This is a genomic window from Paenibacillus tengchongensis (assembly GCF_008973665.1).
GTDB classification, from domain to species: domain Bacteria; phylum Bacillota; class Bacilli; order Paenibacillales; family Paenibacillaceae; genus Paenibacillus_AQ; species Paenibacillus_AQ tengchongensis.
This window is the reverse complement of record NZ_WACP01000008.1, coordinates 113048-126549: the sequence shown is the minus strand read 5'-3', so window position 1 is coordinate 126549 and position 13502 is coordinate 113048. Positions and strand designations below refer to the sequence as shown.

General features: G+C 52.7%; 6 protein-coding genes and 1 riboswitch. Of the genes, 3 read left to right on the top strand and 3 right to left on the bottom strand.

Going from position 1 to position 13502, the window contains the following annotated elements; all coding sequences use genetic code 11:
* The first annotated feature begins 28 nt into the window (after positions 1-28).
* Positions 29-4888 (top strand): S8 family serine peptidase, encoded by a 4860-nt coding sequence (locus F1381_RS14805; RefSeq protein ID WP_187355366.1) that lies wholly within the window; start codon positions 29-31, stop codon positions 4886-4888.
* Between the two features lie 67 nt (positions 4889-4955).
* Here the strand turns inward: F1381_RS14805 and F1381_RS14800 are convergent, their stop codons facing one another.
* Together F1381_RS14800 and F1381_RS14795 are read right to left on the bottom strand one after the other, a co-directional pair.
* A complete protein-coding gene (locus F1381_RS14800) occupies positions 4956-6470 on the bottom strand; it encodes a methyl-accepting chemotaxis protein (RefSeq protein ID WP_151735622.1) in 1515 nt (504 codons plus the stop codon).
* Between the two features lie 161 nt (positions 6471-6631).
* Positions 6632-8083, bottom strand: coding sequence for an NAD(P)/FAD-dependent oxidoreductase (locus F1381_RS14795; protein ID WP_151735621.1), 1452 nt, complete (start codon positions 8081-8083; stop codon positions 6632-6634).
* 113 nt (positions 8084-8196) lie between these two features.
* Positions 8197-8296: riboswitch (purine riboswitch) on the bottom strand.
* A gap of 225 nt (positions 8297-8521) precedes the next feature.
* Here F1381_RS14795 and F1381_RS14790 point away from each other — a divergent pair.
* A complete protein-coding gene (locus tag F1381_RS14790; RefSeq protein WP_151735620.1) occupies positions 8522-9616 on the top strand; it encodes a GGDEF domain-containing protein in 1095 nt (364 codons plus the stop codon).
* Positions 9617-9706: 90 nt separating this feature from the next.
* Here F1381_RS14790 and F1381_RS14785 read toward each other — a convergent pair whose 3' ends face one another.
* Positions 9707-12847: an EAL domain-containing protein gene (locus tag F1381_RS14785; RefSeq protein WP_151735619.1), complete on the bottom strand. Its 3141-nt coding sequence runs from the start codon at positions 12845-12847 to the stop codon at positions 9707-9709.
* A gap of 334 nt (positions 12848-13181) precedes the next feature.
* On the opposite strand from F1381_RS14785, the gene F1381_RS28320 reads away from it, so the two are divergent.
* On the top strand, positions 13182-13325 hold the full coding sequence (locus F1381_RS28320) for a hypothetical protein (protein WP_187355365.1): 144 nt from the start codon (positions 13182-13184) through the stop codon (positions 13323-13325).
* Positions 13326-13502 lie beyond the last annotated feature (177 nt).

Genomic DNA, 13502 nt, shown 5'->3' with positions numbered 1-13502 from the left:
ATTTTCACAGATCGGTATACTGCAGAATTTGGCGTATGCTGAGACAAACCCGGAGATTCTTCAGCAGGTTACCGATTCAGCCGCCGCTGTAAGCAAGAAGTACATCGTTAAATATAAGAATTATGAACTGTCTGCGCCGTCCAAATCGAACGCAATGAGAGGTGCGGCTGTAGAGGCAACCTACGGGTGGGATGAGGCTCCAACAGCGTTTATGAACAGGATCGGAGCCGTCGCGCTGGAACTTACAGATTCGGAAGCAGCCCAGTTACAGTCCTCCGGCGATGTAGAGTACATTGAAGAGGACACCTCCTTCACAACGGACTTTGCCCCGACACAAGAAACCGATTCCTACCGCTACATGAATCTGGACAGTCAGAATCATCCGTGGGGCTTCAACGCAATCGGGGGAAATACGGCAGCTCCCGCCGGTTACAAGGGAGCCGGCATCAAAATTGCGGTTCTGGATACAGGCATCTCCCCCCATCCCGATTTATCCATTGCAGGCGGGGTCTCCTTTGTTGAAGGCACTTCCAGCTATGCGGATGACTATGGCCACGGGACCCATGTTGCCGGAACCATCGCTGCCCTCGATAACACCATCGGCACCATAGGCGTCGCTTCGCAAGCAAGCATTTATGCCGTAAAGGTGCTTGACCAAAATGGAAACGGTTACGCCAGCGGAATTATTCAAGGCATAGAATGGGCTATCCAGAATAACATGAATATTATTTCGATGAGCTTCGGAGCCTCGAACTATAATCAGGCCTTGCATGAGGCCGTTCAAGATGCAGCAGCTCACGGGATCCTGCTTATCGCCTCTGCAGGGAATCGCGGAATGGGCGATGAAACAGAGAACTATCCGGCCCGATATCCGGAAGTTATCTCCGTGGGTGCGGTAAATAAAAATCATCAGCGCGCCGCATTCTCCAGCACCGGCAGTGAATTGGATCTCGTTGCTCCGGGAACGGATATTGTCAGTACTACCAACACCAATAATTATGGTGCAGCTTCCGGCACGTCCATGGCTGCCCCACACGTAACCGGAGCAGCCGCCGTGATCTGGGCCCGCAACCGTCAGCTAAGTGCCGCTCAAGTTAAAGATGCGCTGCAGCTTTCGGCCACCTCCCTGGGAGCACTCAAGGAATACGGTTCCGGAATCGTCAATTTGCCGAAATCGCTGGGATTAAGCCAGAGCAGCATACCGCCCATCGGAGAAGTGGATATGAACAATACTTCTCCGCTGATCGATCCCCTGACCGGAGATACCTATTCAGTCTCTTTAACCTTGGCAGGAGCCGTTGCCGATCTGACAACGCCTGTACCTACTCCGAATCCTGCTAACGGTAACTGGAGAAAAGTATGCACAGCCGTCACGGATCCCAATAACAGTGATATCTATTTACCAAATAACTGTCAATTACATGACGGTTCCACAGTCAATCTGAAACAAAACTCGAGTTTCACCTATAAATGGTCGATTCCGTCAAGCGCAGTCCTGGGTACCTATAAGGTCAGATACACCTTCTGTACTGCCAGTGAGTGTTCCCGTAATGTAGGCCCCAATACCTTTACAGTGACGGTACCCCAGCCGGATAATGTGAAGGCCGTACTGAATCAGAATCAAATCAAGGTTTCATGGACCCCCTTGGATTCAAAATACGGAGTCATGTATTATAACGTCAACGTCAATGGCAGTACAACCAAAGTGCCTCAATCGGAGTACACGTTCACCGGTGACCCCGGAAACAAATACACGATATCGGTGGCAGGGCGCAAAGACAATGTGGATGGCACGTACTCTAGCCCTGTAGCGGTTACCGTCCCGTCGGCGCCGGCCAAACCGAACAGTCCGGGGAATTTATCCAGAAGCAGTTATACACCAACCAGTATTACGCTTAGCTGGAGTAATGTTACCGGGGCCACAGCCTACCTGGTGCGCAAGAATGGACAAGAAGTCGCCCAGGTTCAGCCGAATGCCGGCGGAACTACTACTTATCAATTTACCGGTCTGGAAGAGGCCACTTCCTACAATTTTTCTGTAGCCAGTTACAGCAGCGCTACGCAAACCAGCAGTGATTATTCGCCGATCACCTCTTCGACCGCCGATTATGGAAGTACGCCGGCCACAGCCTTCCTGGTAGAAGGGCTGAGTCTTGGAAGCAGCATCAGCTGGGGAGGGAAGATCCAAAGCTCAGGGGATTATGATCTGTTCCGGTTCAGACCCAGAGAATCCGGGAAATACGAATTCACAACCTCCGGTTCACTGGATGCCTTCGGCGCTTTGTACAACGCATCCTACCAGTTGCTTGAGGAAAATGACGACAGTGGAGACGCCAATATCAGGCTGCTCTACGATCTGCAGGCCGGCACAGATTATTATCTCGAAATTTCAAGCTTCAACGATATTTCTATTGGCTCTTACCGTATCAATGTCTATTCCTACATCGACGATTACAGAGGCTATGCCGACGCTTCTGCAGCCCAATTGCCCCTGAATACAACGAAAACAGGATTGATTAATTATTCAGGCGATACCGACATGTTCCGTTTCACCGCAAGCCAGACCGGAATCTACCGGTTCACCAGCGCAGGTTCAACAGACGTTGTGGGCACGCTGCTGGACCAGGAAGGCATTTTCATTGAACAAAACGACGATGCCAATGGAACGCTGAACTTCCAAATCGAAGCCCGGATTTCCCAGGGTGAAACCGTTTATTTAAAGGTCAAACATTACTATCCGCAATCCACCGGAGCCTATAGTGTCAGTGCGGCACTGCTGAATTCATTAACCGATACAACGCCTCCCGCTGCTCCTGCGTTCTCATTATCAGCAGATAAGGTACTCACCATTAATTATTCGGCCGATTCAGCAATCCGTTTGTACAGCGTAGGCGAGTCCGGAGAATTTTTTGACTACAGTGCGCCATTCTCTTTGGCGATTGATACGAAGGTGTACACTATCGCTATCGACAATTCCGGCAACGCCACCGAGACTGTGTATCCGGGTTATGCTAAGGATACTGTTAAGCCTACTGTTCCCGGAGGCCTTTCCGTGGTCTCCAAGACGCCTACTTCGGTAACTATAAAATGGAGTCCGTCCACGGACAATGTGGCTGTGACCGGGTACGGGGTCTATAATGGCTCCACTTTAGTGACTACAGTCAACGCTCTCAGCACAACGATAAGCGGATTGGTTCCGAATACTGCGTATTCATTCAAGGTTAACGCCAAGGATGCCGAGAATAACACCTCGGACTTCAGCACGCCGTTAAGCGTGACTACCGAGCGGGATGTGACGCCTCCGTCCGCCCCTTCCATCAGCCTGAGCCATACCCAGCTGACGAATTCCGATGTGACGGTAACCATCGCTGCGGGAACCGACAGTGAATCAGCCATTGCCAGAACAGAATATAAATTAGGCACAGCCGGAACGTGGCAAACGTATAGCAAACCGTTTATCATCAGCCAAAACGGAAACCTGGTTGTATTTGCCCGGACTATCGATCAGGCCGGGAATATCAGCGCCGAAAGCTCGGCAACCGTAAAAATTGATAAGGTCGCCCCTGCTCTCCCGACGGTTAATCCCATATACTATCCTTCCACCATGGTTACCGGGACAGCAGAAAGCGGTACAGCTGTATACGTTAAATCGTCAACAACTACTTATGGTTCTGCCATAGCATCTTCAGGCACTTTCACTGTCAAAATTCCCCCTCTGTCCAGCGGCACAGAGCTATTCGTCAGTGCCACGGATGCTGCGGGGAACTCAAGCGCTTCTCAGAAGATCACAGTCGCTACGGATACCGTCGCGCCGTCCATACCGGGGGGATTAACGGCTTCTTCCATTACTTGTTCGACTGCCGTGCTGACATGGACCCCTTCCACGGATAACGCCGGTGTTCAGAGCTATGAAATTTATAGCGGGACAACGCTCTTAACGAAGGCTACAGGCAGCACTGTAAACGTGACAGGCTTAAAGCCGCTGACTTCCTATACGCTTACTGTAAAAGCGAAGGATGCCGCAGGCAACCTTTCCTCGTCCAGCAACAGCGTTACAGTCACGACGCTCAAAGATACACAGGCTCCTTCCGCGCCAACCGGCTTATCTTTAATCAGTAAAGGCACCAGCCATATCGTTCTCAGCTGGACGCCTTCAACAGATGACAGCGGAATCAAAGAATACCAAGTCTGGCGTTACTTTGGAAACAGCGGCAAATTGGCAGGTACGGCTTCAATCAGCAATCTCTTTTTATCGGATATTGGATCGTATCCCAGTTCCCAGACCTTTTTTGTCAAAGCCGTTGACTGGGGAGGAAATATCTCTAACGCGAGCGATTTCTTCAGCGTAACCATTGACACGACTGCGCCTACCGCTCCTACCGGCCTAATCTTATCCAGTCTGGCAACACCGACAGCAGTATTAAGCTGGAATCCGGCTGCTGATGCCAGCGGAATCGAGAGATACAATATTACCAGCAATGGAGCATCGGTCGGTTCGACAACCGGAACAAGCGTGACCTTAACGGGCCTTAAGCCAGCAACTACTTATAAATTTGTTGTAAGGGCAACCGATACATGGGGGAATTATGCGGAATCCAGCTACACGGTTACAACGTACGATACGGTCCCGCCAACGCCTCCCGGTAATATAACCGTGGCTTCAAAGACTTCGGACAGCGTAACCTTGAATTGGACGGCTTCCACCGATAATGTCCGGATTCTTTATTACGACATTCTGGTGGATGGCGTTTATAAAGGAACCTCTACCACTACCACGTATACTGTAACGGGTCTTGCTCTGAACAAAGCTTACAAAATTACGGTAAAGGCCAATGATGGATCGGGCAATACAGCTTCCGCCGATATTTCCGTCACACTTACTCCTTAATCCGAAACAAAAATAAAAGGCGTCCCCTTCTCGAGAGGGGACGCCTTTTGACATTATTAAGGGGTCTCTACACCGCCAAATCAATTCCCACTACGCCGACCACCTCTCCGCGGCTGTCGCGGATCGCCCGCGACAGCGTGATGCAGGAGCGCTTGGTGATGGCCGAGACATAAGGCTGCGACACATACTGCCCCTGGCTCATCGCTCCGCTCCACCAGTCCCGCCGCTTGGCGTTCAGCAGCCCGGCCGCCGGCTCGGAGAAGATAAACGTGCCGTCCGTGCGGTTGGACCAGATGGCCTGCACATCCGGCGTCTGCTGCAGGCAGGCGGTCAGTACGCGGCCGTGTCCGGCGCTGTCCGGATTCACCAGCTCTTCGCTGGCGGCAATCTCAGCCAGAAGCCCCTGCATTTCGTCAAGCCGGGCGGCGTACCGCTCCAGATTGACGGCTTCCCGCCCGGCAATGCTGTTTACCGATTGCTGCAGCGCCTGCGATTCCTCCAGCATGCTCGCGCTGATTCCGTTCAGCTCGCCGATCTGCGCCCGCTGCCGGGTCACCTGCTCCAGCGTGGAATCGACATTGGCAATCGTCTCATTGACGATCGCCACCGCACCGCGCAGCTCGCCCGTCACTTCACCGATCAGCGCGCTCTGGCGCGCAGCGGCGTCTACGGTATCGGCTACAGCTGCGCCCACCTCTTCGATCCGGCCGGAAATGTCGGCCAGCCGCTGCTTCACCGTAGCTACCTCGCCGACCCCCTGCTGCACGGCCGCCTGCTCTTTGGCTACAGACTCCAGCACCTGGCGGACTCCTGCATTAATATCGAGCAGGACGCCAGAGGAACGCTCGACAGAGCTGCGGCTCTGGTCAGCCAGCTGTCTGATCCGGCCGGCCACCACGGCAAAGCCCCTTCCCTGCTCTCCGGCTCTGGCCGCTTCAATAGATGCATTCAGCGCAAGCAGGGAGGTTTCGTTGACGATCCCCACCAGCAGCGAGTTGATCTCCTCAACCATGGCTATACGCCCACTCAGCACCGCGAACTTACTCTGCATATCCCCGCTCTGCTCCTGAAGCTCCGCCATGACCGCATCGGTATTCTTAAGGGAAGCTAGCATATCATCCATCCCCTGCCGGGTCGCTGACATAGTCCAGCCAAGCCGCTTTGTCAGCTCTTCAATATGTCTTGTTACAGCAGACACACCCTCCATCGCTCCAAAGGCATCCTCGATGTTAGCCTTTGCTTCATTGCTGCGGGCCTGCAGACCGACTTCATAAGCATGGGAGTAGTCCGCTGTCTGCTGCAGACTCTCCGTGTGGCGGTTGATCTCCTCCAGCGCCCCATGCAGCCGGTCCGAGGTGACTACCATCTCGTTGCCGAGCCGCTGCACCTTATCCTCCGCTTCCGCCAGCGCAAGCTCCCTCCGCTCTCCTCTGCGGTACGCAGCGTAAGCTGTCCCTGCAAGGCCGAGCATTAAGAGCAAATACACCAGCTTATGGAGAAGCAGCATATCAATCCACCATCCATACAGACCCAGCAGCAGCAACAGCACGATCCAGACAGCCTTCCCCCGGCGAACACGCATTTTCGTCCACTCCACTCTATCACGTTATAATTCCTAACATTATATCAGCCGATTTCGATAAAGGAAATGATATCCTGCGCAAAAAATGACGAAAAAAAGAACTGTCCGCACCAAATTTGGCACTTTGACAGTTCTCTTGTCATATTTATTCCCGGCAGCTCTTAGTGTACAGCAACCTGGCCGGCCACACGCTCGGCCATCTTACGCGCAACCCAGACCCCGGCCGCTCCCGCCTGGGCCAGCCCGCGGGTAATGCCTGCGCCGTCCCCGCCGCAGTACAGGCCGGAAATTTCCGTCTCCAGCGTCTCGGCCAGCTTCGGACGGGCGGAATAGAATTTCGCTTCTACACCGTAGAAAAGCGTGTGCTCAGAGGCAATGCCCGGTGTCACCTTCTCCAGCGCTTCCACCATCTCGATCAGACTCTTCATGGTGATATAAGGCAGGACAAGACCCAGATCTCCGGGGACCGCCTCTTTCAGTGTCGGCTCCAGGAAGCCTTCCTTGATCCGCGTCTCCGTGGAGCGTCTGCCGCGCAGAATATCGCCGTACTTCTGCACAATGACGCCGCCGCTGGACAAGTCGTTGGCCCGTTTGCAGATCTCACGGGCGTATTCATTGGGCTTGTCGAACGGCTCGGTGAACGTATGCGAGACCAGAAGCGCAAAGTTGGTGTTCTTCGACCCGAGCGCAGGGTCTTTATAGGAATGGCCGTTGGCCGCCATAATGCCGCTGTGGTTCTCGACGACGACATGTCCCGAAGGATTGCTGCAGAAGGTACGCACTCTGGTGCCGACAGATGTATTGAAGATGAACTTGCCTTCATAAAGATGCTCGTTGATTTCACGCATGACGACATCCGAGGTCTCGACTCTTACGCCGACATCCACCTGGTTGTTGTACATTTTGAGGCGCCGCTTCTTCAGCACCTCGGTCAGCCACGCCGAACCGTCACGCCCCGGAGCGATCATCACCATTTCCGCCTCATGGCTGTCCCCGTTCTTCAGCGTAATTCCTGTAATCCGGTGCTTGCCGTCCTCTTTGACGGTGATGATATCGGCAACCTCACTCTTGAACAGCATGTCGATGCGGGTCCGCAGGTGTTCATATATCGATTTGAGAATCTCCAGGTTCTGCTCCGTGCCGAGATGGCGCACTTGCGCCCGCAGCAGCTTCAGCCCGGCAGCATATCCGCGCTGCTCAATATCGCGGATACGGCCCGTGGTCGGATCGGTGATGACCGGTGTTGCTCCGTGCTCCAGGTTGATGGAGTCGACGTATTCAATCAGCTCCAGCACCTTGGAAGGAGCCAGATAATCGTTCAACCAGCCGCCGAATTCCGTAGTTATATTAAATTTGCCATCACTGTAGGCCCCGGCGCCGCCGAAGCCGGCGGTAATGGAGCAGGCGGGCAGACAGCCGGCAAATTCCTTGCGCCCGGATGCGGGCGGGCATAGTTTGATTTTTTCTTCCAGAATCGGGCAGCTGCGGCGGTAGATACCATGACCCTTGTCCACCAGCAGCACCTTCAGTTCCGGTGCTTTGCGGCTCAGTTCATAGCAGGCGAAGATTCCGGCCGGCCCGGCACCAACGACAATCACATCATATTTGCTCATAGCTTCTCTGTTCCTCCCGTTAGGTAACCCCACAAGGCGGGGGCCTGTTTATGGATAAGTATTTATACCTGGTCTCGACACGACACAAAAAAATCCCGGCTGCTTCATAGGTATGCAAAATGCACCCTATCCGTAGCCAGGAATTTACGGTTCCCTGTAGAAACCCCCAAACCTTATCTTTGAGGATATACGAACAGTTTCATCTGTTTGATTGAGCCAATAAGAATAATATCGAAGGTTGACGAATATGTCAATAAAATCGTTATTAATAATTCGTATTTTAGAGAAAAAGGATATCTTTTCGCCAATTTTTGATTATTTTCATCACCAAAACACGAACATTAACCCAAAGGCTCGCTCTAGCAGGGAATAAAGACCCATTGTCGAATATATTAGGACATACAAAGATCTATCGCCACTCTGAAAAGAGGAAAGCTCATGCACCCACCACCGTTGACTCCCCGCCAAACCTATTGGAACCGCGTGCTGCTCAATGCCTTCTGGACCGTTCTGCTGGTTTATCTGGCAAGCCAGCTGTTCGTCTCCCTCTCCATGTGGGGACAGCTCGCCCAGTTCTCCGGAAGCCGGTACTTCATCTACCATGTCCTGATACCGGACTCGCTGATCGGTTTGCTGATTCTGGCTCTGGAGCTTATTCACAAGTATTTACCGCAGCATGCGGAATTTGCTATTATTGTCGCCAGCCATGTGTACGCCTTCTTAATGATCGGAAATCTCAGCGGGGATTATCATGTGAAGCCGCTGATTATGCTGCTTCCGCTGCTGGTCGCCATGATTTATGTGAATAAATCCTACATGACGGCCTCATCCCTGGTTTGTCTGCTTTACCTTATCCTTTTGTTCATAAATACCTCGCGCTATGACTATGCGCTGCGCATTGAACATATCATCACTGCTGTTATCTTTGCCGGCACGGCATTGGCGGGCTTCGGCATCATCGCCCGGGGACGGGATCTCATGCAGTCGCTGGCCAGCTCGGTCAAAGCCGAGCAGGAACTGAGGATACAGAATATTATTATGGACCGCCTGTCCAAAATCGACCCGCTGACCGATTTGTATAATCATAAGACCTTTCACGAATATCTCGGCTGGCTGATCGAGCATCAGCAGGGCAATCCGTTTCCCATGCAGCTGGCGGTGCTCGATATCGACAATTTCAAGCAGGTCAACGACCGTTACGGGCACTGGGTAGGAGATATCGTCCTTAAGCAGGTGGCTGCCGTTCTTCTGAAGCAGATCGGCACCGATGATTTCGCCGCGCGCTATGGCGGAGAGGAGTTTGTAGTCATCCTGACCGCCAAGACACTGAAGGAATCCCGGGAGATGATGCAGCGGGTACTTGAAGGCATCGCTCAGGCTCCCGTAGCCGAAATGGACGGCCGTTCCGTCACGGTAAGCATAGGGATGCATAATTATGACGGAGCCGATTCCAAGAGCTCCACGTTTCAGCGGGCCGACGATGCCCTGTATGAAGCCAAGAAGACCGGGAAGAATAAAATCGTCATTCTGTAGCTTTATCATTGCTCAGCAAATAACAGCAAGCGGGCCCGGAGAACTTCAAGTTCCCGGGCCCGCTTGCTGTTATTTGGAATGAATATCGCCTTAAGCTTCGAAATCCCCGGATAGCCCGTAGCGTGTGCGGGCTTCCAGCAGCCCGGTCACCTCACGCTGCGGCACCGGGCGGCTGACGAAATAACCCTGCACCTTATCGCAGCCCGCCTCCTTGAGGAAAGCCCACTGATCGGCACTCTCCACCCCTTCGGCTACGACGTCCAGCCCGATTTTGTGGCCGAGCAGAATAATCGTCTGAATGAACGATTGGCTGAACTCCTTGTCCTCCAGCGAGTCGATAAAAATCTTGTCCATCTTGAGCGTGGAAATCGGCAGCTGCTGTAAATAACTAAGCGAGGAATAGCCGGTGCCGAAATCATCCAGCGCGATGCGGATTCCCCGGGACCTGAGAAACTCCAGCTTGATCGCCGTGGTCTCGAAGGACTCCATGAAGATGGACTCCGTTATCTCCAGTTCAAGACAATTCGGTGCAAGCCCGCTCTCCTCAAGGCTGTCCAGCACCATATCTACGAAGTCCTCCTGCAGCAGCTGAATGATAGAAATGTTCACCGATATTTTATAAGGGATACCGGTAAGGTCATGAATGCTCTTCATAAAGCTGACCGATTCCCGCAGCACCCATTCCCCGATATAGATAATCAGCCGCGAATCCTCTGCGATCTTAATGAAGGACAACGGTGACACAAAACCCAGCACCGGACTGTTCCAGCGGATCAGCGCTTCGAATCCGGAGATCAGGCCGGTGGACATATCCACCTGCGGCTGGTAATGCAGCTCGAATTCATTGTTGTTCATCGCGCTGCGTAAATGCTTTTCAATGTTCATCCGTTCGTTAAAAGGGGCGTGCATCGATTTGTCGTATACGATATAAGTGCTCTTGCCCTCTTCTTTGGCCCGGTACATCGCCACGTCGGCATTCTTCAGCATTTCCTCTGTCGTCTCGCCGTCTTCGGGATAGAAGGAAATGCCGATGCTGACCGACACATACAGATAGCTCTCCCCGATCAGGAAGGACTTGCGGAACGCCCGCATAATGTTATCGGCAAGGCTCAGCACATCCTTGCGGTTATGGGCGTCCTTAACGAAGACAACAAATTCGTCCCCGCCCAGGCGGGACAGCATCGCTCCCTCGCCGACCAGCGACTGCAGCCGCTCACTGGCCTTGCGGATCAGGATATCGCCTGATTTATGTCCGAGCGTGTCGTTAATATACTTGAAGTTGTCGGTGTCGACGAACAGCAGCGCCGCTTTGGCGCCCGGCTTCCGGAAATACTGCTCCATAGCTTCCAGCAGACAGATCCGGTTCGGGAGGTTACTCAGAGAATCCATATAGGCCAGGCGGTGCATATTCTTCTGGCTCTCCAGCAGCATTTCGTACTGCTCCACAAGCTCCTGCTGTGTCGCCGTTAATTGCTCGTAGGTGGCCTCCAGTTCCTGATAGCTGTTATTCAGCTTGACCTCGGCCTGCTTGCGCGTACTGATATCAATCAGCGAGCCCAGAAACAGGGTGGCCTTGGTCCTGGAATTCACGGTGGCCTTGCCTCTGACTTCAAACCATATGTAGCGGTGATCCTTGGTGCGCATGCGGTATTCGGTCTCGTAAATCGGAACCAGGCCGGCCAGATGTTCCCTTCTTGCAATACTAGCCTGCTCCTGATCGTCCGGATGAATGATGCTGAGCACACCGCCTTCAAAAGAGTTGATCTCCTCTTCCGTATACCCCATCACTTCATACCAGCGGTCGGAGAGCTTATACAAGCCGGTTTCCCAGTCCAGCTCCCACATATATGCCCCGGAGCCTTCGGAAGCCAGCCGGAAGCGCCGCTCGCTGATTTCCAACTTGGCCAGCTGATCCTGCAGCTCAACCTCCGCCGCAGACAGCTCTTCATAGGTGGCTTCCAGTTCCTCATAGCTCTGCTGCAGCTTCAGCTCATTCTGCTTGCGTTCATCGATATCCGTTCCCAGCAGCACATAAATATCTTCAGCCCGGGAGTCCATCCCTTTGATAAGGGTCGTGCGGAAGGAGAAATACCGTGCTCCCGGGGCCTGCTCCGGAAGCCTCAGCTCCACATTGGCGGTATAGTCCTGATAAATGGCCCGCTTCAGCAAATCCCTGAGCGCAGCGGCGCTGCCCTCAAGCTCCGGCAAATCGTCGAGGCTGCGGCCGAGCACCTCTTTCTCCTTCAGCCCGGTGACAGTCTCGGCATAACGGTTGAAGCGGATAACCCGCATGTCTCCCGTTACCGCCCAGACAATCATTCCGGTATGCCCGATGACATCCACGAAGAACTCCTGCTCCGCATGAATGACCCGGCGCAGGCGCCGGATATACATCCGCGCCGAAACGATGCCGAATACCGCCAGACAGAGAACGATTCCGGCCCCGTACATGATTCTGTTGCGCCTCATCGACGAGTAGTAATCGGAATGCGTGAAGAAATATTTCTGATACAGCTCCTCAAAAGCTCCCGACCGCTGAAGCCGGTTCAGCCGGGCATTAATATATGTAACCAGCTCCGGCGATGATTTACTGATGCCGAATGCCGCATTTTCCGGGAATAGATTGCCCATCTTGCGGACAATCGTACCGGTGAGCCCCTGCTCCACAATCAGGTGATCGACCACACCCTGATTCTCGAACAGCAGATCGATCTCGCCCAGCTGCAGGGCTCTCAGCGCCTCCGGCACCGTAGCATACTCTATGTATTGTGTGATTCCGGCTTTGTTCCGGAGCACACTTTCCGTATATTGGCCTTTGCCGACGCCGATGGTGTAATCCTTCAGGGTGTGCAGCTTGACTTCCTCTTTAAGCGCCTGCCGGGAATAGACCGAGATGTAATCCTTGAATACCGGCTTGGAGAAGAGGACTTCGCGTTTGCGCTCCTCGGTAACCACCATCAGACCGGCTGTGTCGATTTCACCTTTCAGCAGACGGTCGTACGTATTCTCCCAGTCACCGGTGCTGTACTGGATGCTATAGTCCTGTTTCTCAAAGATCAGGCTCGTCAGATCAATGTCAAACCCCGTCAGATATCCGTTCTGCATATATTTATAAGGCGGATAGTCCAGCTCTGCCTGGTAGTCAATCTCCTGTCTTTCAGCATAAGCGGCGGCAGGAAATGCAAGCGTACAAATAACGCCGATCAGAAGCAAAAGTTTACACCGCTGCATCGTAATTCTCCTTTTTCTCTGCAAAGCACCCTGCAAAGTGTGGCTGTCGCCTGACCTTTCCGGTACTTTGCGGGGACCCGATTTATACTTATGGTGCTGTGAAAAATCGGACTTGAGCTTATTTTACAGGTTTATTCGACAAAATATGGTAAGGTTCCTGCTTATCCTCCCGGTAATTGCGGCAAAATGTAGAACTATCCGGCTAGATGCGGGAAGAAAAAAAGTAAGAACCTTTAATTATATCTTGCTTTTTGCCAGTAAAATGTGGATAATAACAATAACGATAACAACTGATAATGATTATCATTATTGAGATAAAGGAGAATGAACAACCATGAACCCTGCCACTACCCGTACCGCGCTGCAGGTTGACGATTATCTGGATCTGCTCAATCTCGCTGTAAAAGTTGGAGATCTGAAATGGCAAAAAGAAATTAAATCGCGACTGCAATACATTCTCTGCCTGCAAACGCGCTAACCAAAATACAGTCATACCGCTCCATAATGAAGCCGTGCTCCTCAAAGAGGAACGCGGCTTTTTGTTTCTTGAGATGCATACGAAAGCTGCATTTTCGGATACCGTAAGGTTTAATGGTATAGTATAACTAAATCCTGATCCGGCTGATCCGGATCTTTCGGGCCATTTCCCAAGATT

Excerpts from the sequence above, each read along its gene's own strand:
- F1381_RS14800 (WP_151735622.1), bottom strand. The coding sequence starts at position 6,470 with ATGCGTGTTCGCCGGGGGAAGGCTGTCTGGATCGTGCTGTTGCTGCTG.
- F1381_RS14790 (WP_151735620.1), top strand. The coding sequence starts at position 8,522 with ATGCACCCACCACCGTTGACTCCCCGCCAAACCTATTGGAACCGCGTG.
- F1381_RS14785 (WP_151735619.1), bottom strand. The coding sequence starts at position 12,847 with ATGCAGCGGTGTAAACTTTTGCTTCTGATCGGCGTTATTTGTACGCTT.
- F1381_RS14795 (WP_151735621.1), bottom strand. The coding sequence starts at position 8,083 with ATGAGCAAATATGATGTGATTGTCGTTGGTGCCGGGCCGGCCGGAATC.
- F1381_RS28320 (WP_187355365.1), top strand. The coding sequence starts at position 13,182 with ATGAACCCTGCCACTACCCGTACCGCGCTGCAGGTTGACGATTATCTG.